Origin of the sequence: Anoxybacteroides tepidamans (assembly GCF_014201465.1) — a bacterium.
Classification (GTDB): domain Bacteria; phylum Bacillota; class Bacilli; order Bacillales; family Anoxybacillaceae; genus Anoxybacteroides; species Anoxybacteroides tepidamans.
Map to the genome: position 1 here is coordinate 296062 of NZ_JACHEP010000002.1, position 24629 is coordinate 320690.

Here is a 24629-nt window from a genome sequence, read left to right on the forward strand (position 1 = left end):
ATTATGCCTTAACCCCCTTTTCCGCTTCAAGAACTTCTTCTTTATGAATGTGGAATCCGTGGTCATCGATGACAGAACGCAAGAACATCGAGCCGAGCGTGATCAATAACCCACCAATTCCTACGAACAATCCCCAAGAATATTCATTATGGTACATAAATCCAAATGCGGCAATAAATAACCCGAGCGAAATGATAAACGGTAAAATTGACGGGTTAGGCATATGAATATCACCGAGCGGTTCGGCAGGTGTCAATCCTTTTTTACCTTCCATTTTTTCAATCCAAAGCGCATCTAATCCGCGCACAAGCGGAGTTTGCGCAAAGTTATATTCCGGCGGCGGCGAAGCAACCGCCCATTCAAGCGTACGTCCATCTCCCCATGCATCCGCTTCCGCTTTTTGTCCTTTTGCCGTTGTAATCACAACGTTTACTAAAAGAACGATCGTTGCAGCTGCCATGAAAAAGGCGCCAACTGTACTGATCAAGTTACCTGTTTCAAGTCCTTGGCCAGGCAAGTACGTAAAGACGCGGCGTGGCATTCCCATTAAACCAAGGAAATGCTGAATAAAGAACGTTAAATGGAATCCGATAAAGAACAACCAGAACGTAATTTTTCCAAGCGTCTCGTTCAACATTTTACCGAACATTTTTGGCCACCAGTAGTGAGCCCCCGCTAAGAGTGCGAATACAACCCCACCAACAATAACGTAGTGGAAATGCGCAACAACGAAATAGCTATCATGATATTGATAGTCCGCTGCTGCTGCTGCATTCATGACACCTGTGACGCCCCCCATAACGAACGATGGGATAAACGCAACCGCATACAACATTGGCGTTGTGAAACGAATGTTTCCACCCCACATCGTAAAGAGCCAGTTGAAAATTTTAATACCAGTTGGAACCGCAATCGCCATTGTCGCAACGGCGAAAATCGCATTCGCAATTGGTCCCATACCAACTGTAAACATATGGTGAGCCCATACCATGAAGCCTAAAAAGCCGATTAACACCGTCGCAAACACCATTGAAGAATATCCGAATAAGCGTTTTTTCGAAAACGTCGCAAAAATTTCCGAGAAAATGCCGAATGCCGGCAACACTAAAATATATACTTCCGGGTGACCGAAAATCCAGAATAAGTGCTCCCAAATAATCGTGTTTCCGCCTCCGGCAGGGTTATAGAAGTTGCCGCCAAACAACCGGTCCATCATCATGAAAATTAAACCGACAGTAAGCGGAGGAAACGCAAATAAAATGAGCGCAGATGTAACAAACGTTGCCCATGTGAACATCGGCATGCGCATATACGTCATTCCAGGTGCACGCATGTTAATAATCGTAACAAGGAAGTTAATACCACCCATTAATGTTCCAAACCCAGAAATTTGCAAACCGAGCACATAAAAGTCAATGCCGTGTCCCGGTGATTCGAGCGACAACGATGCATAAGAAGTCCACCCAGCATCAGGCGCTCCACCTAAAAACCACGACAAATTGAGGAAAACTCCTCCGAAAAAGAACAACCAGAAACCTAGCGCGTTTAAAAATGGGAACGCAACGTCACGCGCACCAATTTGAATCGGCACAACAGCGTTCATCATCGCAAACACAAGCGGCATCGCTGCCAAGAAAATCATCGTCGTACCATGCATCGTTAACACTTGGTTATATAGACCGCCAACTAAAAAGTCGTTGTTCGGCTTCGCAAGCTGAATACGAATAAATAGCGCTTCAAGACCACCAATGAGGAAGAAAAAGCCGCCGGCAATTAAATAAAGGATGGCGATTTTCTTATGGTCGACCGTTGTAAGGTAGTCCCAAATTACAGCGCCGACACCCTTTTTACGAGCTAACGTACTCACGATTTAACCTCCCTTTTTAATATAAATCCCCTTGATTACTCCACTTTCAAGCTCATTAAATATTTTGTTAACGCATTAATTTGTTCATCTGTTAAGTTTCCGTATGTACCTGTCATTTTGTTGCCAGGCTTCACACTGTCAGGATCTTTCAACCATTTCTTTAAGTTTTCTTCATTATGTTCCAAAACTCCAGCAATGCGCGTACGATCGCCGAAATTCGCTAAGTTTGGTGCCGTACGGGCTTGCTCTGGACGGTTATCTACCGGACTAACGGCATGGCAACCGATACAGCTTTTGTTAAAGATCGCTTCGCCTTCTTTTGCGACAGAGTCCGTTACAACTGGTTTCGCATTTTTCATTTTTTCTACCCATTGATCGAACTCTTCTCTAGGAAGCGGCTTCACTTTGAAGTCCATTAACGCATGGGAAGGACCGCAAAGCTCTGCGCATTTTCCGTAGAAAATGCCTCCTGCTTCATCTGTCGCTTTTTGATCAAACTCTAGCCAAAACTGATTTTTGTTTTCAACGTTCGTATCCATTTTTCCGCCGACAGCAGGAATCCAGAACGAATGCTTTACGTCAGAAGCTTTTAAGTTAAAATATACTCGTTCATTTGTCGGAACGACTAAGTCTTGGCTTGTAATAATGCCGTAGTCAGGATATTCAAACTCCCACCAGTAAAGATTAGCACGTACGTTGACAACAACTATGTTTTTATCGCGCTTTTCTTTATTCATTGGCTTTACATCCGCAAGCTTAAACGTCGCTGAAACCGTCGGAACTGCCAAAATGATCAGCAGCAAAATCGGAATGACAGTCCAAATAATTTCAAGCTTATGACTTCCTTCCACTTGCTTCGGAATTTTCTTTTCTTCGCCTTTACGTTGCCGGAAGCGAATGACAACATAGACAAAGATAATCGTTACAACGATAATAACGAGAACCATAATGGCCGTACTGAGCAGCATGAGCGAATACTGCATATCTGCTACTTCACCGGCTGGCTGAAGCGTTGATAAAAACGGCTTACCACAGCCAGCTAATAGAAGCGCAATTACACTAAAAAGAGAAAATAAGCGCCAATTGAGTAGCCATTTCTTCATAGCCTAATCAAACCCCTCTTTCAATTTAAATAAAATATATAAATTCTTTCTCTAAAAATATAGAAAGAATTATAAACCATTTTTAATCAATGGAAGCAATCACCATTGTGACAAACAAAATCGTTAAGTAGTTCAACGAATAAATAAACATCCATTTGGCCCACTTCAAATCATCTTTCATTTTAAAGCCATAAAGCCCTAACGCGAGCCATCCGACATTTAATAACGTAGCAATGACGAGAAACGGAATGCCTAGCGAAAACAAATAAAATGGAAGCGGCAACAAGCAGGCAACCCACACGACAATTTGCCGCTTTGTCATCGCAAATCCATGGACAACCGGCAACATCGGAATTCCCGCTGCGCGATATTCCTCACACCGCTTCATCGCTAGCGCTAAAAAGTGCGGCGGCTGCCACAAAAACATCAACAAGAATAAAACAAGTGGCACAACATGAAAATGCGGATCAACAGCCGTCCAGCCAATCACAGGCGGCACAGCGCCAGAGATGCTGCCAATGACGGTGTTTAACGTATTGCTCCGCTTTGACCACATCGTATATAAAAACACATATGTGATAACACCGATCAATCCAATAACAGCAGCCGTGACCGTTGTCATTAACAAACTAATAGTTCCTATAACTGTAAGAAAAATACCTAGCCATAGAACGCGCTTTGGCTCCATCGTCCCTTTGACAGTCGGTCTTGTTTTCGTTCTCTCCATTAAATGGTCGATATCACGGTCAATAAAGTTATTCAAACTACAAGCTCCTGCAATAATAAGAGCCGAACCAAAAAGAGTAAAAAAAACTGTTTGGAGATTTTCTAAAAAACCTTCTCCCATAAAATAAAACGCTAACCATAATCCGGTGAACGTCGTAATTAAATTGGAGTTTACAATACCAATTTTAATGACAGAAAAAAAATCTTTCCAAACGGTCGTTACTTGTATATTTTGCGGTGTTTCACCTACTTGAGAAGCCGCTTCATTTGCCACCATTTATTCCTCCTTCATACCGCGCTTCCTTCCTGAAGCGACAGGCAACATGAATACGTTTTCAACCGTTTAACGAGTCCTAACGTATTTTAACACATTTTTTATGATTAATATAAGCCATAAAGTTCCTTTCTCTATATATTAAATCACATTTTTTTGACGAATTGTGAACTTTTTTTGAACAATTTGTGTCAAAAATTCGACCAAATTGTCACCACCTTAGATGCACCCATTAATATTTCTAGCAAACTCACGAGTAACATTCAATATTTTTTACAATAATAAAGTTAATAAATATTCATTTGTTTTTCATCTTTTGTATGTTGTAAAATGATGTTACCTATTGTCGAAATTGCTCTTATCGCTTGTTTCGTGTAAGATAAACGTATACTTTACTAGATTATTGACAAAATTAATACTTTCCAATACAAGTAGGTGAAGAATTTTGCAACGCACGTTAAAATGGTTTGCTGTAGTGACAACGATCGCAATGTTGTTTGTGTTGATTGGCGGTGCACTCGTCACAAAGACTGGTTCAGGGATGGGATGCGGGCGATCTTGGCCGCTTTGCGACGGTGAACTCATTCCTTCCAACATCACTCCCGAATTGGTCATTGAGCTTAGTCATCGGCTTGTGTCCGGCCTCGCTGGCTTTTTAGTGCTCGTTTTATCGATTTGGTCATGGCGGGCGATCGGTCACATTCGGGAAACAAAATTTTTAGCGACTGTTTCATTTGTGTTTCTTGTGCTCCAAGGTCTCATCGGTGCAGCTGCTGTCGTGTGGGGGCAGTCCAGTTTTGTGCTTGCCTTGCATTTTGGCATTTCGCTCATTTCGTTTGCCTCCGTGTTTTTATTAACTTTGTTAATTTTTGAAGTCGATAAAAAATTTGATGCAGAATCATTAGTCATCGATGCAAAAATGAAAATGCACATTTACGGAGTTATCGCTTATTGCTATATTGTCGTCTATACAGGAGCGCTCGTTCGCCATAAACAAGCAAGCTTAGCATGTCCTAGCTGGCCTCTTTGCTCCAATACGCGCCCTTTTCCTCTCCAGCTTCACGAATGGATCCAAATGGGACATCGTCTTGCTGCTGGTTTGATTGTTATTTGGATTTTGATCGCGACAATTCGGGCGATCAAATATCATAAGCATCAGCGCGTCATTTATTGGGGATGGATCGCCTCGCTTATTCTCGTATTGCTACAAATGACAACTGGAGCATTGATCGTTTTTACAAAGCTAAATTTATACATCGCTCTCGCTCATGCTTTTTTCATTTCATGCTTATTTGGCGTGCTAAGTTACTTGTTACTTCTCGCTGTACGAAGCAAGCGAAACGAGCAACAACAACAACTGTCGCAACTCTATCATAGAGCGCACGTCATCGTAAAATAGAAAGCGCTAGGAAAATCCTAGCGCTTTTTTATTTCGTTAATTCGATCAACAAATCTCCCGCTTGAATCGCATCTCCATTTTTTACATAAATATCTTTGACGACTCCCGAAAACGGCGCTTGTACCGTTGTTTCCATTTTCATCGCTTCGGTAATCATTAAATGATCGCCTTTATTCACTTTTTCTCCCGGCTCAACCAATACTTTCACGACCGTTCCCGGCATTGTAGCAGCGATATGATTCGGGTTGTTTTTATCCGCTTTAATCCGCTCAACAACCGCTGATTTAATGCTTTCATCACGAATGATGACCTCGCGCGGCTGACCGTTTAATTCAAAGTAGACGATGCGCGTACCGTCCGCTTGCGGCTGGCCGATCGCCACCAGCTTCACAATTAATGTTTTTCCCTTTTCGATTTCGACTTCGATTTCCTCTCCAAGCCTCATACCATAAAGGAACGTCGGTGTATCAAGCACAGAAATATCACCAAATTTTTCCACGGTTTGCGTATACTCTAAGAACACTTTCGGATAAAGGGCATAGGCGATTGCATCAAAGTCAGTGACTTGTCTTCCTAGCGTATGGAACAACTCTTCCTTGATTTTGTCAAAATCAACCGGCTCCAACAGTTCTCCCGGTCTGACTGTAATCGGTTCGCGCCCTTTTAAAATAATGCGTTGCAGCTCTTTCGGAAAACCACCAGGCATTTGTCCTAAATATCCCTCAAATAACTCAACAACTGAATCCGGAAAATCAAGCGTTTCTCCCCGCTCGTAAATATCCTGTTCCGTCAAGTTGTTTTGCACCATATAAAGCGCCATATCACCCACAACTTTGGACGAAGGAGTCACTTTCACAATGTCGCCAAATAAATCGTTGACGCGGCGGTACATTTCTTTTACTTCATCCCAGCGATCACCGAGCCCCACTGCTTTTGCTTGTTGCTGAAGGTTGCTGTATTGCCCGCCAGGCATTTCGTGCATATACACTTCCGTATGCGGAGCATTCATCCCACTTTCAAATTCCTGATAAAATTTGCGCACATCTTCCCAGTAGCGGGAAAGCTGCTCCAGCCCTTGAATATCCACTTGCGGCGCACGCTCTGTTCCTTCTAGCGCGTAATATAACGTGTTTGCGCTCGGCTGCGACGTTAATCCAGCCATCGAGCTAATCGCCACATCGACGATATCGACACCCGCTTCAATCGCCTTGGCATACGTGTAAATGCCATTTCCGCTCGTATCATGCGTATGAAGGTGAATTGGAAGATCAACCGTTTCTTTTAAAACGGAAATAAGCACATAAGCCGCCTGCGGTTTTAACAGCCCCGCCATATCTTTAATCGCTAAAATATGGGCGCCTGCAGCCTCGAGCTCTTTCGCTAACGCCTTGTAATAATCTAAGTTATATTTCGGGCGATTCGGATCTAAAAGATCCCCAGTATAGCAAATGGCCGCTTCCGCAATTTTCCCTGTTTGTCTCACCGCGTCAATCGCAATTGTCATGCCTTTGACCCAGTTTAAGCTGTCGAAAATGCGGAAAACGTCAATGCCGGCATGCGCGGATTTCTCAACGAATTCACGAATGACGTTATCCGGATAGTTTTTATAGCCGACCGCATTCGCTGAGCGCAACAGCATTTGGAACAATACATTCGGAATGCGTTCACGCAGCTTCAATAACCGATCCCACGGATCTTCTTTCAGGAAGCGATAAGCGACATCAAACGTTGCTCCTCCCCACATTTCAAGCGAGAACAAATTCGGCAACAACCGCGCCGTCGGTTCGGCAATGTGCACTAAATCCGTTGTGCGCACGCGCGTCGCCAAGAGCGATTGATGGGCATCGCGGAATGTTGTATCGGTTAAAAGCACGCGATTTTGCTCTTTAATCCAAGCGACAAGCCCTTCGGCACCGCGCTCATCAAGAATTTGCTTCGTTCCATTGACAATCGGCTGCAAATGGTCGACTTTCGGAATGCGCGGTTTTTCAAACACCGGTTTCTTTTTCTTGCCGATCCCCGGAAATCCGTTCACCGTCACATTGCCGATATATGTCAGCATTTTTGTCCCGCGGTCTTTTCGTTTTGGAAACACGAACAACTCCGGCGATGTGTCGATAAACGACGTATCGTACTCTCCGGATAAAAATTTCGGATGTTGAACTACGTTTTCTAAAAACGGGATGTTCGTTTTAATTCCGCGAATGCGGAACTCGCGCAAGTTGCGAAGCATTTTCCGCGCCGCTTGTTCAAACGTCAACGCCCATGTAGACAACTTCACAAGCAACGAATCATAATACGGTGTAATGACTGCTCCTTGGAATCCGTTCCCAGCATCCAGACGCACGCCGAATCCGCCGCCTGAACGATAGGCCATAATTTTTCCAGTATCCGGCATGAAATTATTGAGCGGGTCTTCCGTCGTCACGCGCGATTGAATCGCATAGCCGTTAATCCGAATGTCCTCTTGTTTCGGAATACCGACATGCTCACTATGAAGCGAGTGCCCTTCGGCAATTAAAATTTGCGACTGGACGATATCAATACCGGTAATCATTTCCGTAATCGTATGCTCGACTTGAATGCGCGGATTAACTTCGATGAAATAAAATTCGTTGCCGGAAACGAGAAACTCTACCGTTCCGGCATTGACATAGCCGACGTTTTTCATCAGCTTGACGGCCGCTTCACAAATATCGCGGCGCAATTCATCAGACAACGATACGCTCGGAGCAACTTCGACGACTTTTTGATGGCGGCGCTGCACCGAGCAATCCCTATCATATAAATGGACGATATTTCCTTCGTAATCCCCTAAAATTTGCACTTCAATATGCTTTGGTCTTTCAATCAATTTTTCAACATAAACTTCATCGCTTCCAAACGCTGCTTTCGCTTCTGATTTGGCACGCTCATACGCTTCTTTTACTTCTGCTTTCGAGCGAACGATCCGCATGCCGCGTCCACCGCCGCCTAAAGCTGCTTTAATGATGATCGGGTATCCATACTTTTCACCAAAACGAATCACTTCTTCCAAGCTATGTACCGGCCCATCGCTTCCCGGAATGACAGGAATTCCGGCTAACTCTGCTTGATGACGGGCTTTCACTTTATCGCCGAACATATCTAAATGTTCTTCGTTCGGTCCAATAAAAATGATGCCTTCCTCGATGCATCGTTTCGCAAACTGAATGTTTTCCGAAAGAAACCCATATCCTGGGTGAATCGCATCAACATCATGGGCTTTTGCAATTTCAATGATCCCCTCAATATCTAAATAAGCTTCAATCGGTTTTTTTCCTTCGCCGACTAAATACGCTTCATCGGCTTTATAACGATGGTAAGAGCCCGCATCTTCCTTCGAATAAATCGCAACAGTGCGAATGCCGAGCTCATTGCAGGCGCGAAATACGCGAATCGCGATTTCGCCGCGGTTTGCAACTAGTACTTTGTTAATTCGACGTGTTTTCATGTCCTGTTTCTCTCCTCCTTTTTAATAAAACTATAACGGTTTTGCAAATTTGTAAATATATTTTCTAAAAAATCAGACCTCTTTTTGATTGTTTTTTTGAGTGATCGATCGTTTTCGCTTTATGTTTATACTTCGATTCGTACTTTACAAACATCGATATGTTGACTAATACACCGAGCGAAGTCATAAAAAGAATGAGAGCAGAACCGCCGTAACTGACGAGCGGAAGAGGGACACCGGTAATCGGGATCAGTCCTGTCACACCACCTACATTAATGAACGTTTGAATGCCAATCATCGAAGAAATCCCAATCGCCAACAAGCTTCCAAACGCATCGTTGCATTTTCTCGCAATGTGAAGCCCCCGCAAGACGATAAATGCCAATAGAAGCAACACAAACGCCACTCCAAATAATCCTAGCTCTTCAGCAACAACTGCCATAATAAAATCCGTATGCGATTCCGGCAAATACCCATATTTTTGGATACTTTTCCCCAATCCGAGTCCTTTTAATCCTCCGAGACCAATCGCCAAATAAGAATTCACTAACTGAAATCCTGCGTCATCAACATATTTAAACGGATCTAAAAATCCGTAAATGCGCGAAACTCTTTCCTTAGAAAAAATTTTATGCCACACAAAAGGAAGAACAGCCGGAGCAGACACCGCTGCAATCATCGTAAAAAACAATAACTGCTTAAATAACAACCGAAAACTTAAACCGGATGATAAAATGACGCACGAAGCGATGAAAAGCACAATCATCGCCGTTCCAAAATCCGGCTGAATCGCAATGAGAAAACAAATCCATAACGTATAGTAAATTGGAAATAGCTGTCCTTTAACAGGTTCCGCCATTCTCTTTTGTTTATTAGCAAATACCGCTGCTAAATATATAATTAAGCCTAATTTGACGAGCTCTGCTGGCTGCACGCTAAAAAAACCAAATTTAAACCAGCTTGTTGCGTTGTTCGCCGTATGGCCAACGAGAGCGACCGCAATCAACACGAGCGGAGAAACGAAAAAGATCGCTTGAACGATTTTTTTGTTTGCTAACACTTTGTATGGAGCAAGCGTCGTGATGAAAAAACAAAAAGCTGAAGCGATAAGCCACATTTTTTGTTTTTGAAAAAAATAATCGCTCGGCACTCCAAATCGAGTGACGGCCGATATCATACTCGAACTGTACACCATAATCAATCCGAAGATCGCCAACATCCAAATCGCAATGATTAACGGATAGTCATATGATTTAAGAATGTTTCTAATGAGTTGCTTATCCATCTTTCCTCTTCCTTACCGATGTTGTACTATAGTAACATTCGTAACAAGATTGCGTTTTCCTTCTAAAAAACACAAAAACTCAAACGATTGCGGCGACTTCAACCGTTTGAGTTGACGTTTATCATTATCGTACGCGCTTTTTTGTGGAAGCTTCATGAAGCATCGACAGCTCCCGCTCTAACGTATCAAGAAGCGCTTTACCATCCTTTTCATCGACAAGACCTAGTCGAATCGCAAAATCAATTTCGCGCGATAAGCCAAACATTTGCGTATCTAGCACTTCTTCGTAAAGAGGGCATTGGGGCATTGTTAAGTTATCCATTTGCACTTGAATGAGCTTAACAATTTTATCCGCATCTGTTTTTAGAAGCGCGTACGCTTTTTCACGATAGTTAATCATCCCATCCGTCACATCGATCCCTCCGTTCTCCCCTAATCCTTCTATAAATCTTAACGTGAATCGCAAAATTTTGCAAGATGAAAGACTTGTCACAAATGATCGGACATGACAAAATGTTTATTTATCATTATACTGAATACAGTAAATGACGGGAGAGGAGAGGACAGCTATGGATCGCATTATTCCAATTACAGGAAAAGTAAAATTTTCTATTACGCTAGACCCTGGTGTATGGATTTTTGATGACCGAAAAATTGACTTGGATACTTATTTTTCTGGCCAAAAAGAGGAACAACCGCAGGAAGAAGATGAGATTCAAAAAATTTCCGCTTACTGGGATCGTGAAATTCAAGAAGGGGCGGTCTTTCCGCCGACGTTGAAAACAGAGAAAAAATTCGCCAAAGAAAAGCTCATTACGGGAACGTTTGCGATGCCGCTTGCTCCGTTTTTGCGCAACGCCGAAGCGCTTCCAGAAGCGGACGCATTCGTTGTCGTGACCGAAAACGGAGAAGTGCCGATTCCACTTGAGCAAGCGCATGAACTCATTCTTTGCTTTTCTAAGGACGGAAAACCGTTAAAAGAGGACGGACCGGTGCATGTGTATTTTGGCGACGGTTCCAACCGGCAAAATCCGATTACGCACGTCCGACAATTTATTGTTCGCTAGGGCGGACAATGAGGCTGGCCGTATGATACGGACAGCCTTTTATAATAAGCCGCGCGCATGGGACCCCAAAACCCCATGACGGCGTATGATACGGACAGCCTTTTATAATAAGTCTGCGGCAAGCTGTGCCAACCCTGAGCGTTCTCCTTTAATCAGTCGGACGTGACCGGCGATTTTTTGCTCTTTAAATTTCTCAACGACATACGTTAAACCGTTGTTGTACTCATCTAAATATGGGTGGTCAATTTGTTCCGGGTCGCCCATTAAAATAATTTTGCTTTTTTCGCCGACACGCGTTAAAATCGTTTTCACTTCATGTTTCGTTAAATTTTGTGCTTCGTCAATAATGATAAACTGCTCCGGTAAACTGCGACCCCGTATATACGTGAGCGCCTCCACTTCGATTGAGCTCATCCCCGCCAAAATCGCATCTAGCTCCCCTGGTTTTTTCGTATTAAATAAATATTCTAGGTTATCGAAAATCGGCTGCATCCACGGGCGCAATTTTTCTTGTTTTTCGCCCGGCAAAAATCCGATATCTTTGCCGACCGGAACAATCGGTCTGGCCACAAGCAGCTTTTTATATGTTCCCAAATCTTCTGTCTGCATCAGTCCCGCTGCAAGCGCCAAAAGTGTTTTTCCCGTTCCTGCCTTGCCGATAAGCGTTACAAGTGAAATGTCCTCGCGCATAAGCAGCTCAAACGCCATCGTCTGCTGGACGTTGCGCGGGCGGATTCCCCAGACGTGTTCGTGATGAAAAATTATTTTTTTGACTTTTTTGCCTGTATGATCGACGATCCCGATCGCGGATGCCGAGCTGCCAAGCGCATCTTTCATAATAATGAATTGGTTCGGGTAAAACGGATGATGCGCAATTTCGGAAAGAACGAGCTCACCCTTCTCATAAAAACGACTTAAATGCTCCGTGTTTATGTACAGCTCAAGAAATCCTGTGTAAATATGGTCGATATCCACGACACGGTCGCTTAAAAAATCTTCCGCCTGCAACCCAATCGCATCCGCTTTCACGCGAACGAGCGCATCTTTACTCACTAAAATAACCGATCGACCGTCTTCTTTTGCCTGTTCTTCCAACGATAAATTTTTGGCGACCGCTAAAATGCGGTTATCGTTCGTCTTTTCCACAAAAATATCTTGCAGCTGCTGAAACGAGCGGTGGTTTAGTTCAATGCGGAGCACCCCTCCGTTATCGAGTAAAATTTTTTCGTGCAATTTTCCGTTTTCGCGCAAGCTGTCGATCAACTTTGACACTTGCCGCGCGTTTCGGCCAACCTCATCCATATACCGCTTTTTCGAATCCACTTCTTCTAATACGACAGCGGGAATAACGACTTCATTATCTTCAAATGAAAAAATCGAATAAGGGTCTTGCAGGAGCACGTTTGTATCCAGCACATATATTTTGTTTCCCAAATTCCCACGCCCCCATTTCGTTTAGTTTGTTCGTTTTCTTTGGACGGGATTGTTGTTATATAGTATGAGGAAATGTATAAAGATAGAAGGTTGTTCACAAAATAAAGTAAAAAACAGACCGAGGTGCAAAAACAATGAATTATCGCTCTTTTCTCAACGCTATTCTTCCCTTTTTTATTTTGATGGGATGCGGTATAGGCAATGACCGACAAGATGCAACGAACCGTTCTCTCGTTCATGTCAAAAATACGGTGAATGAGAACGTGCAAAATAAATCGGGCCAGCAAATCGCCCGGCATTTGGCGAATTTGGCGGACCGCGTGCCAAATGTCGAAAAAGCCACAGCCCTTGTTGTCGGGAAGTATGCGATCGTCGGCATCGATGTGAACGACAAAATTGACAGCTCGCGTGTCGGAACAGTTAAATATTCCGTTGCCGAAAGTTTGCAGAAAGATCCATACGGAGCCAACGCCATCATTATCGCCGACCCCGATTTATATACACGTTTGCAAAACATTGTCCGCCAAGTGGATAACGGCCGCCCCGTGCAGGCGTTTATGAATGAAATCGCCGATATTGTCGGCCGCGTTATGCCAGAAGTTCCGAGCGATTTATTGCAAACGAAAAATCCTCCGCCAACAAAAGAAAATGATGCACAATTGAATAAACAAGAAGAAAAACAGCTGAATAACCGCCAAGATAAACAATCGAATCATTACTTAAATCAATAATAAGAGCCTAGCCACGTTTGGCTAAGCTCTTTTTCGTTAAGCGTTTCGTAGCGCTGTCATCACTTGATTGTCCAACTTCGCCGCCGCTTGGGCATCGTACGTTTTCTCGTATTTCGGTTCCACTGAAATTTTGGAGCCGTAAAACATAACATCGCGCACTTCTGTAATGGCGATTTCCACAAGCGCTAATTTCAGAGGAACTCCTTCCATTTTTTCGATTTTAACGTGCGCGTTGCCGCTGATCGAATACGTTGATTCATTGGCGATTAGCGTTATGACGACAAGCGAGTTTTTTTGAATGTTTTGCACGATGCGCGAGCGATTATCGACGGCAAAATAAAGACGGTCTTGGCTCGGCGCATACACCCACGAAATCGCGCTTACATTCGGACCGCCCGTTTCATGGTCAATTGTGGCGACCATTACAAATCTCTCTTTTTGCAACGCCTGAAAAAGCGGTTCAATCAGTTTTTGTTCGACTTCGTTTGCCATGAAAATCCCTCCAACACGGTAGTGATATGTTTTTATCATACCTATTTTCTCCAAAGTTGAAAAGGAAAATGATATAATCAAAACAGATCATTTGAATCATGAGGTGCATGATGAAAGTTAAATGTGTTCTTTGCGATCAAATTAACGTTATCGACGATGAATCATTGTTGGCAAAACGGCTGCGCAACCGCCCGATCCATACGTATATGTGCGAACAGTGTTATCGACGTATCGCCGAAAAAACAAAAGCGCGGCTTGCGACGGGAAAATTCCGCATCTATCGTTCCAACATGCCGCATGATGAATGGTAAAAGCACCGCGCGCTGTGCACGGTGCTTTTGTTATGTCGGATAGTTTATATATTTTTCGGGATCGCGATTGATTTGTTCTAGCATGACTTCGATCAACTCCACCGGAAAACGCGCTGTTTTTGCCTGTTGTTCGTCCTCATAATGAACGATATACATCGTTTCATCTTTTTTCACTTCGACATTTGTAAGATGAAAATCATTTTTTAAGATGTCGCGAAAAAAGGAAGCCGTTTCTTGCGCCGCTCGATCCTCAGGACGTGCATCAGCAACAACTTGAATCGTCAGCCAGTTATAAAGGGCATCTTGCAATGATTTCACGCTGCCACCGCCTTATTCATTCGCTTTTGCTTCTTGTTTTTTCGCCCGATGCAACCGAATTTTATAAATGGTTAAAATGAGCGCTGCCACGACCAAACCTTCTGCGACCGGCAAAAACACAGCAAAAAATGTTAAAATCGTGCATCCTAATGCAAGCAGTACGTAAATCACAACATTTTTTAATAACGGCAGCTTTTTCGCAAACCCGAGCCGGTAAACAATGGCTGATAATATGAGCACCGTCATATAAAGAAGCCACATCCCTTGCTTTGGATTTGTGTGAACTTGATATAACGATGCAAAAAAGGAAAGCCGCTCTACTATATCCATCATTCTCGCCCCCTTTATTTCGCTTGCTCAGCCGCTTTCTTTTTCTTCGCCAGCTTCTCGCGCTCATTTTTATCTAAAATCTTCTTGCGCAAGCGAATCGACTTCGGTGTAACTTCGCAATATTCGTCGTCGTTTAAATATTCGAGCGCTTCTTCAAGCGTCATCAACCGCGGTTTTTTCATCGTCACCGTTTGCTCTTTCGTCGCTGAACGAATGTTTGTTGCGTGCTTCACTTTGCAAATATTGACGACTAAATCGTTTTCCCGCGTATGCTCTCCGACAATCATTCCTTCATATACTTCTGTCCCTGGCTCCACAAAAATCGTCCCGCGGTCTTCAACTTGCATAATTCCATAAGACGTCGCTTTTCCTGTTTCCATCGAAATTAATACACCTTGACGCCGCGCGCCGACAAAACCTTTTTGTGCTGGGGCGTAATGGTCAAATGAATGGTTTAAAATTCCATATCCACGCGTCAATGACATAAATTCCGTGCGGTAGCCGATTAAACCACGTGCCGGCACCATAAAAATGAGGCGAACTTGTCCATTTTCTTGATGAATCATATCGACCATTTCTCCTTTGCGCGTGCCGAGCGACTCCATAATCGCGCCTGTATATTCTTCTGGAATATCGATTTGCACGCGTTCCATCGGCTCGCAAAGTACACCGTCAATTTCTTTCATAATGACTTCCGGTTTCGATACTTGCAATTCAAACCCTTCACGACGCATATTTTCAATTAAAATTGATAAATGTAACTCACCGCGTCCAGAAACGATCCAAGCATCAGGAGAATCAGTTCGCTCGACCCGCAAGCTAACATCGGTTTCTAATTGCATGCGAAGACGCTCTTCAATTTTGCGGGCGGTAACGTACTTTCCTTCCCGCCCGGCAAACGGGCTGTTGTTTACTAAAAACGTCATTTGTAACGTCGGTTCGTCAATGCGCAGTGCCGGCAGCGCTTCTTGATGTTCAATCGGGCAAACCGTTTCACCGACGTTAATATCTTCCATTCCTGAGACCGCGATAATATCCCCTGCTTCCGCTTCCGTAATTTCAATCCGCTTTAACCCGATAAAGCCGAACAATTTCGTAACGCGGAACGTCTTGACCGAACCGTCTAATTTCATTAATGCGACTTGTTGCCCCACTTTAATTGTACCGCGGAACACACGGCCGATTCCGATCCGTCCGACGTAGTCGTTATAGTCAAGAAGGGCCACTTGAAACTGAAGCGGCTCCGTTCGATTGTCAATCGGAGCCGGAATATGCGCAATAATCGTTTCAAACAGAGCCGTCATATCACTTTCCTGTTTGTGCGGATCCAGACTTGCTGTTCCGTTTAACGCCGATGCATAAACAACCGGAAATTCCAGCTGCTCTTCCGAAGCGCCTAGCTCAATAAACAAATCGATCACTTCATCCACAACTTCTTCTGGACGGGCAAATTCACGGTCAATTTTATTGACGACGACAATCGGCGTGAGCTGTTGCTCAAGCGCTTTTTTCAACACGAAGCGCGTTTGCGGCATGCATCCTTCATAAGCATCGACAACAAGCAACACTCCGTCGACCATCCGCATAATCCGCTCTACTTCGCCGCCGAAATCCGCATGCCCCGGTGTGTCTAAAATGTTGATGCGCGTATCTTTATAATGAATCGCTGTATTTTTCGCTAAAATCGTAATCCCGCGTTCTCTTTCTAAATCGTTGCGGTCTAGCGCACGTTCTTGCACGTGCTCGTTGGCGCGAAACGTTCCCGACTGCCGCAACAATTGGTCCACCAATGTTGTTTTCCCATGGTCAACATGGGCAATAATCGCAATATTCCGAAGATCTTCTCGCCGTTTCACCTTTTTCACTCCTATGTGTAAATTGCTCGTTTATTATATCATAAAGATGATAGAAAAGCGGAATGTTTTCGTGTAGACTTAAATAAAGAAGACAAAAGACGAGAAAGGGGATTTTCATGAAACCGTTTCAACCGGTCTTTTTATTGTTTGCGATCTTAGCCGCCTCTTCGATTATGGCGATCGGCATTTTTATTGCGGAACAAAGCGTACTCGGCATTATCATCTCTATTATCGTTTTCATTGTCATCATGGGAATCGGATTCGCCACGAAAAAACGGATGCGCGAAAAAGGCATGTTTTAATCGGGACAAGTTCGTCCCGATCTTATTTTCGTATGTACTGGGTCAAAATTTCTTCATGAAGCCCTGGCTTCGACACAAATACAGAGTTTTGTCCAAGAAGATGAAGCGGTTCGCCGTATAGATTCGTCACAATGCCGCCTACTTCTTCGACGATGATAAGCCCGCCGGCAAAATCCCACGGCGACAATCTCATCGTGATGTATGCATCCAACCGTCCGGCAGCGACATATGCCATTTCAAGTGCGGCTGAGCCATACGACCTTGTTCCTCGCGCTTCCTTTACAAGCGGCGCTAATACTTTCGGATCGATGCGCATATTTTCCGTCACCCATGTCGCATTCAATGAAATGATCGCTTCTCTAATCGACACAGGCTGTAATCGAGGAAGCGGCTGATCGTTTAAAAAAGCTCCCTTCCCTTTTTGCGCATAATATAACTCGTCATGCACTACATCATAAATATAACCGAGCATGCCAATACCATTTTGAAAAATGCCGATCGAAATCGCAAAGTTTCGTTGTTGATGAATAAAGTTCATCGTTCCGTCGATCGGGTCGATAATCCAGACAATGCCATCTAGTGCCGATACATCGTCGCCAAATCCCTCTTCGCCAAGAACGCGATGAGTCGGAAATGTTTCCTTAATCCGTTCGATAAAAAACTGTTCAGTTTCTTTATCTACGTTCGTTACTAAATCTTTCCGATTCGACTTCGTTTGAACCGTCAATTCTTTTTCAAATGTTTCTTGAATGCGATCTCCTGCTTCTTTGATCCATTGCTGGGCATATTCGTTAATTTGTTCCCAATTCGTGCTCATTTTTATCCTCCTGTTATAAAAAATCGTCATAAACCTCTATGTTCGAATATAAATTAGAATAGTGCAAATTTGTACATTCGGCAAGAAAAAACGAACCGAGCTGCATGGTTCGCCATACAAGTTTCTTTATAGTTGAAGACGCATAAGTTCTTGGCGTAGTTTTTCTAATTTTCGTTTGCATTCTTTTTTCTTTTCTTCATCGTTTTCCATCATCGCTTCGTAAAGGGTTGCCAATTCATAATCGAGTTCGAGCCTTAGTACTGCCATCCTTTTTTCTCCATCCGTCCGCTTTAGCGAATTGACCGTTTTTTTCATCAACATGAGCACCCCTTTCCTTATCATTCTCTCCCCTGAAGAAATCACGAAATTTTCTGATAGTTATTGTTTATAACAGGCGTGTTGATTAACCAATAAAAACCAGTTGTCATCGCTCGATTCCTAGCTTTTCTGCCGTTGTCGGCAAACGTACCGTTTGCCGACTGGGCATGCTGTACGCATGCCCTCCTCGAATAATGAACGCTTTACGGGCAAATGACATTTGCCCGCCGGCGTTCTTGTTTGAGGGATGTGGCAGAAAAGCTTATGTTCAGCCATATGATTCTATGGTTTTTAGTAAAATAATGGATAATCAACACTCGTGTGTTTATAATATATTATGTAAGGAAAGGGGGCTATGCAACAAATTTGTGTATTCGTCTAGTTATTTTTCATCCCATTTGAATCCAGTCGCCGTTTTTAGATTCTTTCGCTTTTTTTACAACGCGATAAGAAGAATAGCCACTCGCTTTTTCAAATTCATCGCACCATTTTTTCTCTTCGCTTTTGCTCGGGACAATTTCTTTAAAACGGCGGTACACGCTCATTAACTGTCCCCGCTCCATTCCTTGTTCATACACGGTTTCAACCGCTTCAAAAAACTTAATGACATCGATAATTTCTTGCGTCGTCCAGTCATAAGAAAACGGATACGAATAATTCAACGTTTTCACCTCCGGCATTAGTTTGCCCATCGGCTTCGAATTTGTTCCGCTTCTTGAATCATGCGAGCAAATAGTTCGGCCACTGTCGGAACGTCATGAATCAAGCCCATCACTTGTCCGGCCCAAGCAAACCCTTCGTTCGTTTTTCCATCGTAAATAAACCGGCGGTTCGCTTCTCCGCTTATGTATTCTTGCAGCTGTTCGTACGTTCCGCCTTGTTGTTCGATTTGTAAAATTTTTTCTGTCCACTCATTTGCAATCGCTCTTCCCGGCGCTCCTAAGCTCCGTTTAATGACGACCGTGTCATTTTCCGATCCTTTGACGAGCATTTCTTTATATAACGGATGGGCATGGACACATTCTTGCGTTGCAATAAACCTTGTTCCCATTTCAATTCCTTCTGCTCCAAGCGCAAGTGCCGCCATCAATCCTCTTCCGTCCCCAATGCCGCCTGAAGCGATGACAGGAATGTCGACTGAATCAGCTACTTTCGGAATAAGTACAAACGTCCCGATATCGTATTTTCCTAAATGCCCTCCTCCTTCTTGACCAACCACCATGACCGCATCGGCGCCTAATTCTTCCGCCTTCACCGCTTGACGAACGGCTGCAACAAGCACAAGTTTTTTGACATCAACGCCTTTTAATTGTTCAAAAAATGGGGCAGGATTTCCTCCCGTAACCGATACGACAGGCACACGCTCTTCAATTGCCACTTCGAGCATATGTGAAAACGCACGGCCGTGTTGTCCGATCGCAAAATTTACTCCGAACGGCCGGTCGGTTTTTTCTCTTACTTTTTTAATTTCCTCACGCAATGCGTCCGGTGATGGTAACGACATCGCCGTAATTTGTCCTAACCCGCCGGCGTTGGAAACAGCCGCTGCCAAATCGGCATACGCTAAATAAGCAAGCCCTCCTTGAATGATCGGATATTCAATTCCTAACAATTCCGTAACTCTTGTCTTCCAGTTCATATTTAATCCCTCCTATGTATATATAAGTATAATATGTTTCGAGATCTCTTGGCTATTTTCCTGTTTTTTTGACGTTCTTTAATGCGAACTTTCCATGCCGCCGAACACGGCAGAAAAGCATGTATAGCCGTTGTATCACTTTATCATCCGCTAATGCAAAACATATGCTTTGCAAACGGGGAAATAAGTGCTATAATGCATTTGTTTTATTTTTATGCAAAAAGAGGTGTGAAGGAGCGTTGTCACAGTTTGAAACGCCGTTATTTACTGGACTATTGGAACATATGAAAAAAAATCCGATTCAATTTCATATTCCCGGTCATAAAAAAGGAGCGGGAATGGATCCGCAGTTTCGTGAGTTTATCGGTGAAAATGCGTTAGCCATTGATTTAATCAACATCAGTCCGTTAGACGACTTGCACCAGCCAAAAGGAATGATTAAGCGCGCCCAAGAGCTGGCGGCTGAGGCATTTGGCGCCGATTATACTTTTTTTTCTGTGCAAGGAACGAGTGGAGCGATCATGACAATGGTCATGTCCGTCGCAGGACCTGGCGACAAAATTATCGTACCGCGCAACGTTCATAAATCCGTCATGTCAGCAATTGTTTTTTCCGGCGCCACACCGATTTTTATTCATCCAGAAGTAGATAAAGAACTAGGGATTTCGCACGGAATTACACCGGAGTCTGTGGAAAAAGCATTAAAACAACACCCTGATGCTAAAGGGGTTCTCGTCATTAACCCGACGTATTTTGGCATTGCCGGAGATTTGAAAAAAATTGTGGAAATCGCCCATGCTCACCACGTGCCTGTCCTTGTTGACGAAGCACATGGCGTGCATATTCATTTTCACGAAAAATTGCCGCTTTCGGCCATGCAGGCAGGAGCCGATATGGCAGCAACGAGCGTTCATAAACTGGGCGGTTCGATGACGCAAAGTTCCATTTTAAACGTGCGCGAAGGGCTCGTTTCAGCCAAACGCGTTCAAGCAATTTTAAGCATGCTGACGACGACATCAACATCGTATTTGTTGTTGGCGTCGCTCGACGTGGCGCGCAAACGGTTAGCAACGGAAGGCCGAGCGCTTGCTGAAAAAGCGATTCAACTAGCGGAAGCGACCCGCAAAAAAATCAACGAAATTCCGCATCTGTATTGTGTCGGTACAGAAATTTTAGGAACAAAAGCAACGTACAATTACGATCCAACAAAACTAATCATCTCGGTCAAAGAGCTTGGTTTAACCGGTTATGACGTTGAAAAATGGTTGCGGGAAATGTATCATATTGAAGTCGAATTGTCCGATTTATACAACATTTTATGTATTATTACACCGGGAGATACGGAGAAAGAAACCGACATATTAGTAACGGCTCTTCGCCATTTGTCCGAACAGTATCGTCATCAAGCGGATGCAGGCGTGAAACCGAAAGTATTATTGCCGGACATTCCGGCTCTTGCGTTAACACCTCGTGACGCGTTTTATTCCGAAACGGAAGTCGTGCCGTTTGAAGCATCGGCAGGACGGATCATCGCAGAGTTTGTCATGGTGTATCCGCCGGGCATTCCAATTTTTATTCCTGGGGAAGTCATTACAGAAGAAAACTTAAACTACATTAAAAAGAATTTGGAAGTCGGCTTGCCGGTGCAAGGACCGGAAGACGATACGCTGCAAACATTGCGCGTTATTAAAGAGCATAAGCCGATTCAATAATAAAAAAGATGCCCGTCATTTCTGCGGGCACTGAAAAAGTCAGCTGAAAGAGAAAATGAAGCTAGCGACCTACTACATTTAGGTTGTTAGCTTCATTTTAATATGGCTTAAAAATCTTCGCTGCTTTCAAAAAGCGTTATTTTTTCAGCGGCCTCGTCATTCTAGGGGGGCCCTTTTTAGCATCGCTCACCGCTTTTGGACAAAAAAAGAACGCATGCCATCCCCGCTCTGCATGCGCTTTCATTTATTTGAACCTTTCCCCCATTAAGTTAACCGGAACTTATTCGTTTTCGTCTATTTCTTCATGATTGCACTCTGTGCATTTGCCGTAAAGAGTTGTAACTTTTTCGTCCTCAAAATGCCCGATAGTTGAATTGCATGTTTGACAAACGATTGTACCCATCCCCACAACCCCTTTATGCTGATTTAGTGATTGGCTAATTCCATAATAATATAACATATTTATATTGTCAATCGATGATTTGTATATCACATTTATTTTTTTATTACATACAAAAAACGGGCATCATGCCCGCTTTCTGTTATCTGTTACATGTTAGTAATCATATTCAGGATGTAATGCTGTTGCCGGAATGACATCAGAGAAAAACTCGGCCAAATCAGCCGCCTGCTTGGCTGTGTCAATTCGGAAAATTCGCTGCAAATACTCGTGGTTTTCTACATCTTTTGGATCGAGGAGAGTCGAGCGGCCTGTTTGCATACAAATGACAAGAGGTTTGCCAAAAAACATGTTCGTATACACGATTCCGAAATCATAACGCGTATCTTTTGTCGTAAACCCAACGAACCGCACTTTCACTTTTTCGTATTCGTCATACAACTTTTCAAATAAATTCATAAAACTCCCCTCCTTATAAATATATTGAATTTTATTATAATTCAAATATATCTTAAAATCAATAGAAAAATTTTTGCAACAATGTTAGAATAAAATTAGGGGTGATGTTGAATGTCTACTCATGCATACATAAAGCTTGTCCCAGCATCGAAAAAGAAAACGATTACATTAGAAGAAGTAAAAGAGCTGCTCTATTCGTATCAAGAAATGACAAAAAAAACCGGAGAGCAGCTAGGATGGGGATATGAAAATGCCGCGTTTCCTTATCAAATCGTGGAGTCAGCCGATGGAAAAGGGCAATGGTTTTATTTACAAGGAACGAGCAACCGTTATCAAACGATTATTATCGGCGTCGGACAAGAACAAAACGAAAATGAAGAAACATCCTTTATTCAAGTGACACTTCCAAATGGAGCTACCCACGGCGATAAAGGAAAAGCGAACGAATTTTGCAAATTTCTCGCCAAAAAATTAGAAGGAGAACTTCATTTATTTAACGGCAGAGTGATGTATTATTACAAACGATAGCACGCTAGCTATCGTTTTTTTTTACTTAAAATGCTTCCCAAACAAAATGCTGACAGCTGAAATACACAGCTGCCGTAACCAATGTTGTCAAAAGCGCTTTCTTCGTCCGCAATCCTATTTTCCGCGCCAACAAAAAAGCAAGATACAAAAATATGCAAAGTAGCATGCCACGGAACACCGGACGATCGCGACCGGACAGCCATTCAATAAGCGAAAAACTGCTCCAAATCATCATCTGCAGCAAAAAAACGACATATTCCTTCATCGGACAATCCCCTTTTTCCTTTTACCATAACAATATGAGTGAACTGGACAAAATAGTCACAAATAAATGAACAAAGGACATCCCGTTTACCGAGATGTCCTTTTGTGTCATTATTTTATAATATGAATCGGGCTACCAAGAACTGCTTCCGCTGTTTCCATCGCAATTTCCCCTAATGTCGGATGAGCATGGATCGTCATCGCGATATCTTCAGCGGTCATGCCTGCTTCGATCGCAAGGCCGAGTTCGGCGATCATATCCGACGCGTTCGGACCGACAATTTGCGCTCCGATAATCACGCCGTCGTCTTTGCGCACAACGAGCTTCATAAAGCCTTCCGCATCGTTCAACGCAAGCGCACGGCCGTTTGCCGCAAACGGGAATTTCGCCGTTGTTACGTCAATGCCTTCGTCTTTTGCTTGTTTTTCAAAATAACCGACAGATGCGCACTCAGGGTCAGAGAACACAACTGCTGGAATCGCTAAATAATCGATTTCAGACGGATGCCCTGCAATTGCCTCTGCGGCAATTTTTCCTTCATACGATGCTTTATGCGCAAGCGGCGGACCAGCAACGATATCGCCAATTGCATAAATGTTCAGTACGCTCGTACGGCATTGTTTGTCGATTTCGATTAACCCACGCTCCGTCATTTTAATGCCCATTTGTTCGAGTCCTAGTTCATCTGTGTTTGGACGGCGACCGACCGTTACAAGCACGTACTCTGCGTCGATCGTTTTCGTTTCCCCATTCACTTCAAACGTCACCGTTACACCGTCTTCACGTTCCTCGACACCTTTAGCTAACGCATTCGTAAAAATGTCGACACCTTTTTTCTTTAAGCGGCGTTTGACGACTGCACTCATTTGTTTTTCAAAACCGGATAAAATTTCATCTGCGCCTTCAAGAATCGTGATTTTTGTGCCAAAGTTCGCATACGCTGTACCTAATTCTGTTCCGATGTATCCGCCGCCGATGACGATCATCGATTTCGGAATTTCAGGTAAATTCAACGCCCCTGTTGAGTCGAGAACGCGTTTTGAAAATTTGAACGCTGGCAGTTCAATCGGGCGAGAACCAGTGGCGATAATCGCGTTTTTGAATTTATACGTTTGCGCACTGTTTTCTGTCATGACGCGCACCGTATTCGCGTCGACAAAATAGGCTTCGCCGCGGACGATCTCCACTTTATTTCCTTTTAAAAGCCCTTCGACGCCGCCTGTTAATTTTTTCACGACGCTCGCTTTCCACTCTTGCACTTTGGCAAAATCAACCGTCACGTTTTCTGCTTTAATGCCTATCTCTTCGGAATGTGTTGCCACTTCATAGCGATGACCAGCTGAAATTAACGCTTTCGACGGGATACATCCAACGTTTAAGCAAACACCGCCAAGGTTTCCTTTTTCGACAATCGTTACTTTTTGGCCCAATTGCGCGGCGCGGATCGCCGCTACATACCCGCCTGGCCCTGCGCCAACGACAAGAGTTTCCGTTTCAATTGCAAAATCGCCGACTACCATTGTT

The 24629-nt window shown here is 43.6% G+C and carries 26 protein-coding genes; 7 read left to right on the forward strand and 19 right to left on the reverse strand.

The window, feature by feature from the left end; genetic code table 11:
• Position 1: 1 nt before the first annotated feature.
• The 3 genes from ctaD to cyoE all read right to left on the reverse strand — a co-directional run bounded on the left by ctaD (position 2) and on the right by cyoE (position 3925).
• On the reverse strand, positions 2–1867 hold the full coding sequence (ctaD, locus tag HNQ34_RS04400) for a cytochrome c oxidase subunit I (protein WP_183251943.1): 1866 nt from the start codon (positions 1865–1867) through the stop codon (positions 2–4).
• Positions 1868–1902: 35 nt separating this feature from the next.
• Entirely contained in the window at positions 1903–2970 is a 1068-nt protein-coding gene (coxB, locus tag HNQ34_RS04405; RefSeq protein WP_183251945.1) for a cytochrome c oxidase subunit II, read from the reverse strand.
• An 82-nt stretch (positions 2971–3052) separates the two neighbouring features.
• A complete protein-coding gene (gene cyoE / locus HNQ34_RS04410) occupies positions 3053–3925 on the reverse strand; it encodes a heme o synthase (protein ID WP_312856097.1) in 873 nt (290 codons plus the stop codon).
• A gap of 490 nt (positions 3926–4415) precedes the next feature.
• Here cyoE and HNQ34_RS04415 point away from each other — a divergent pair, with 490 nt between their 5' ends.
• Complete coding sequence (locus HNQ34_RS04415) at positions 4416–5369, forward strand: COX15/CtaA family protein (protein WP_183251949.1); 954 nt, start codon at positions 4416–4418, stop codon at positions 5367–5369.
• Between the two features lie 28 nt (positions 5370–5397).
• Here HNQ34_RS04415 and pyc read toward each other — a convergent pair whose 3' ends face one another.
• The 3 genes from pyc to HNQ34_RS04430 all read right to left on the reverse strand — a co-directional run bounded on the left by pyc (position 5398) and on the right by HNQ34_RS04430 (position 10526).
• Complete coding sequence (gene pyc / locus HNQ34_RS04420) at positions 5398–8841, reverse strand: pyruvate carboxylase (RefSeq protein WP_183251951.1); 3444 nt, start codon at positions 8839–8841, stop codon at positions 5398–5400.
• A 64-nt stretch (positions 8842–8905) separates the two neighbouring features.
• Entirely contained in the window at positions 8906–10126 is a 1221-nt protein-coding gene (locus HNQ34_RS04425; RefSeq protein WP_183251953.1) for an FtsW/RodA/SpoVE family cell cycle protein, read from the reverse strand.
• Positions 10127–10250: 124 nt separating this feature from the next.
• Complete coding sequence (locus tag HNQ34_RS04430; protein ID WP_221277300.1) at positions 10251–10526, reverse strand: YlaN family protein; 276 nt, start codon at positions 10524–10526, stop codon at positions 10251–10253.
• Between the two features lie 169 nt (positions 10527–10695).
• Between HNQ34_RS04430 and HNQ34_RS04435 the strand changes: the two genes are divergently transcribed.
• Positions 10696–11193, forward strand: a complete 498-nt coding sequence (locus tag HNQ34_RS04435) for a peptidyl-prolyl cis-trans isomerase (RefSeq protein ID WP_183251957.1) — start codon at positions 10696–10698, stop codon at positions 11191–11193.
• Between the two features lie 102 nt (positions 11194–11295).
• Here the strand turns inward: HNQ34_RS04435 and HNQ34_RS04440 are convergent, their stop codons facing one another.
• Positions 11296–12627, reverse strand: coding sequence for a PhoH family protein (locus tag HNQ34_RS04440; protein ID WP_183251959.1), 1332 nt, complete (start codon positions 12625–12627; stop codon positions 11296–11298).
• A gap of 134 nt (positions 12628–12761) precedes the next feature.
• On the opposite strand from HNQ34_RS04440, the gene HNQ34_RS04445 reads away from it, so the two are divergent.
• Positions 12762–13358, forward strand: coding sequence for a YhcN/YlaJ family sporulation lipoprotein (locus tag HNQ34_RS04445; RefSeq protein ID WP_183251961.1), 597 nt, complete (start codon positions 12762–12764; stop codon positions 13356–13358).
• 36 nt (positions 13359–13394) lie between these two features.
• On the opposite strand, the gene HNQ34_RS04450 is transcribed toward HNQ34_RS04445, so the two are convergent.
• Positions 13395–13850 (reverse strand): pyridoxamine 5'-phosphate oxidase family protein, encoded by a 456-nt coding sequence (locus tag HNQ34_RS04450; RefSeq protein ID WP_183251963.1) that lies wholly within the window; start codon positions 13848–13850, stop codon positions 13395–13397.
• A 110-nt stretch (positions 13851–13960) separates the two neighbouring features.
• On the opposite strand from HNQ34_RS04450, the gene HNQ34_RS04455 reads away from it, so the two are divergent.
• Complete coding sequence (locus HNQ34_RS04455) at positions 13961–14161, forward strand: YlaI family protein (protein WP_183251965.1); 201 nt, start codon at positions 13961–13963, stop codon at positions 14159–14161.
• Between the two features lie 30 nt (positions 14162–14191).
• Here HNQ34_RS04455 and HNQ34_RS04460 read toward each other — a convergent pair whose 3' ends face one another.
• Genes HNQ34_RS04460 through typA form a run of 3 tightly spaced genes read right to left on the reverse strand, consistent with a single transcriptional unit; the run spans position 14192 to position 16665 of the window.
• On the reverse strand, positions 14192–14479 hold the full coding sequence (locus tag HNQ34_RS04460) for a hypothetical protein (protein ID WP_183251967.1): 288 nt from the start codon (positions 14477–14479) through the stop codon (positions 14192–14194).
• Positions 14480–14491: 12 nt separating this feature from the next.
• Positions 14492–14809, reverse strand: coding sequence for a YlaH-like family protein (locus tag HNQ34_RS04465; protein ID WP_183251969.1), 318 nt, complete (start codon positions 14807–14809; stop codon positions 14492–14494).
• Between the two features lie 14 nt (positions 14810–14823).
• Positions 14824–16665, reverse strand: a complete 1842-nt coding sequence (gene typA, locus HNQ34_RS04470; RefSeq protein ID WP_183251971.1) for a translational GTPase TypA — start codon at positions 16663–16665, stop codon at positions 14824–14826.
• A gap of 116 nt (positions 16666–16781) precedes the next feature.
• Between typA and HNQ34_RS04475 the strand changes: the two genes are divergently transcribed.
• On the forward strand, positions 16782–16967 hold the full coding sequence (locus HNQ34_RS04475; protein ID WP_183251973.1) for a YlaF family protein: 186 nt from the start codon (positions 16782–16784) through the stop codon (positions 16965–16967).
• Between the two features lie 22 nt (positions 16968–16989).
• Here the strand turns inward: HNQ34_RS04475 and HNQ34_RS04480 are convergent, their stop codons facing one another.
• The 4 genes from HNQ34_RS04480 to HNQ34_RS04495 all read right to left on the reverse strand — a co-directional run bounded on the left by HNQ34_RS04480 (position 16990) and on the right by HNQ34_RS04495 (position 19741).
• Entirely contained in the window at positions 16990–17784 is a 795-nt protein-coding gene (locus HNQ34_RS04480; RefSeq protein ID WP_183251975.1) for an inositol monophosphatase family protein, read from the reverse strand.
• Positions 17785–17910: 126 nt separating this feature from the next.
• A complete protein-coding gene (locus tag HNQ34_RS04485; protein WP_183252229.1) occupies positions 17911–18099 on the reverse strand; it encodes a hypothetical protein in 189 nt (62 codons plus the stop codon).
• A gap of 392 nt (positions 18100–18491) precedes the next feature.
• Positions 18492–18764 (reverse strand): UPF0223 family protein, encoded by a 273-nt coding sequence (locus tag HNQ34_RS04490; RefSeq protein ID WP_183251977.1) that lies wholly within the window; start codon positions 18762–18764, stop codon positions 18492–18494.
• A 17-nt stretch (positions 18765–18781) separates the two neighbouring features.
• Positions 18782–19741, reverse strand: coding sequence for an NAD(P)H-dependent flavin oxidoreductase (locus HNQ34_RS04495; protein WP_183251979.1), 960 nt, complete (start codon positions 19739–19741; stop codon positions 18782–18784).
• 239 nt (positions 19742–19980) lie between these two features.
• On the opposite strand from HNQ34_RS04495, the gene HNQ34_RS04500 reads away from it, so the two are divergent.
• Positions 19981–21453, forward strand: coding sequence for an aminotransferase class I/II-fold pyridoxal phosphate-dependent enzyme (locus HNQ34_RS04500; protein ID WP_183251981.1), 1473 nt, complete (start codon positions 19981–19983; stop codon positions 21451–21453).
• A 280-nt stretch (positions 21454–21733) separates the two neighbouring features.
• Here the strand turns inward: HNQ34_RS04500 and HNQ34_RS04505 are convergent, their stop codons facing one another.
• Positions 21734–21856 (reverse strand): GapA-binding peptide SR1P, encoded by a 123-nt coding sequence (locus HNQ34_RS04505; RefSeq protein WP_183251983.1) that lies wholly within the window; start codon positions 21854–21856, stop codon positions 21734–21736.
• 153 nt (positions 21857–22009) lie between these two features.
• Complete coding sequence (locus tag HNQ34_RS04510; RefSeq protein ID WP_183251985.1) at positions 22010–22312, reverse strand: DUF3055 domain-containing protein; 303 nt, start codon at positions 22310–22312, stop codon at positions 22010–22012.
• 111 nt (positions 22313–22423) lie between these two features.
• Between HNQ34_RS04510 and HNQ34_RS04515 the strand changes: the two genes are divergently transcribed.
• Entirely contained in the window at positions 22424–22840 is a 417-nt protein-coding gene (locus HNQ34_RS04515) for a DUF1885 family protein (protein WP_183251987.1), read from the forward strand.
• Between the two features lie 25 nt (positions 22841–22865).
• Here the strand turns inward: HNQ34_RS04515 and HNQ34_RS04520 are convergent, their stop codons facing one another.
• Entirely contained in the window at positions 22866–23105 is a 240-nt protein-coding gene (locus tag HNQ34_RS04520; RefSeq protein WP_183251989.1) for a hypothetical protein, read from the reverse strand.
• Positions 23106–23215: 110 nt separating this feature from the next.
• On the reverse strand, positions 23216–24625 hold the full coding sequence (gene lpdA, locus HNQ34_RS04525) for a dihydrolipoyl dehydrogenase (RefSeq protein ID WP_183251991.1): 1410 nt from the start codon (positions 24623–24625) through the stop codon (positions 23216–23218).
• Positions 24626–24629 lie beyond the last annotated feature (4 nt).

Coding starts and splice junctions, on each gene's coding strand:
- coxB (WP_183251945.1), bottom strand. CDS start 2,970: ATGAAGAAATGGCTACTCAATTGGCGCTTATTTTCTCTTTTTAGTGTA.
- pyc (WP_183251951.1), bottom strand. CDS start 8,841: ATGAAAACACGTCGAATTAACAAAGTACTAGTTGCAAACCGCGGCGAA.
- HNQ34_RS04425 (WP_183251953.1), bottom strand. CDS start 10,126: ATGGATAAGCAACTCATTAGAAACATTCTTAAATCATATGACTATCCG.
- HNQ34_RS04430 (WP_221277300.1), bottom strand. CDS start 10,526: ATGATTAACTATCGTGAAAAAGCGTACGCGCTTCTAAAAACAGATGCG.
- HNQ34_RS04435 (WP_183251957.1), top strand. CDS start 10,696: ATGGATCGCATTATTCCAATTACAGGAAAAGTAAAATTTTCTATTACG.
- HNQ34_RS04445 (WP_183251961.1), top strand. CDS start 12,762: ATGAATTATCGCTCTTTTCTCAACGCTATTCTTCCCTTTTTTATTTTG.
- HNQ34_RS04450 (WP_183251963.1), bottom strand. CDS start 13,850: ATGGCAAACGAAGTCGAACAAAAACTGATTGAACCGCTTTTTCAGGCG.
- HNQ34_RS04455 (WP_183251965.1), top strand. CDS start 13,961: ATGAAAGTTAAATGTGTTCTTTGCGATCAAATTAACGTTATCGACGAT.
- HNQ34_RS04465 (WP_183251969.1), bottom strand. CDS start 14,809: ATGGATATAGTAGAGCGGCTTTCCTTTTTTGCATCGTTATATCAAGTT.
- HNQ34_RS04475 (WP_183251973.1), top strand. CDS start 16,782: ATGAAACCGTTTCAACCGGTCTTTTTATTGTTTGCGATCTTAGCCGCC.
- HNQ34_RS04480 (WP_183251975.1), bottom strand. CDS start 17,784: ATGAGCACGAATTGGGAACAAATTAACGAATATGCCCAGCAATGGATC.
- HNQ34_RS04485 (WP_183252229.1), bottom strand. CDS start 18,099: ATGAAAAAAACGGTCAATTCGCTAAAGCGGACGGATGGAGAAAAAAGG.
- HNQ34_RS04495 (WP_183251979.1), bottom strand. CDS start 19,741: ATGAACTGGAAGACAAGAGTTACGGAATTGTTAGGAATTGAATATCCG.
- HNQ34_RS04505 (WP_183251983.1), bottom strand. CDS start 21,856: ATGGGTACAATCGTTTGTCAAACATGCAATTCAACTATCGGGCATTTT.
- HNQ34_RS04510 (WP_183251985.1), bottom strand. CDS start 22,312: ATGAATTTATTTGAAAAGTTGTATGACGAATACGAAAAAGTGAAAGTG.
- HNQ34_RS04515 (WP_183251987.1), top strand. CDS start 22,424: ATGTCTACTCATGCATACATAAAGCTTGTCCCAGCATCGAAAAAGAAA.
- HNQ34_RS04520 (WP_183251989.1), bottom strand. CDS start 23,105: ATGAAGGAATATGTCGTTTTTTTGCTGCAGATGATGATTTGGAGCAGT.
- lpdA (WP_183251991.1), bottom strand. CDS start 24,625: ATGGTAGTCGGCGATTTTGCAATTGAAACGGAAACTCTTGTCGTTGGC.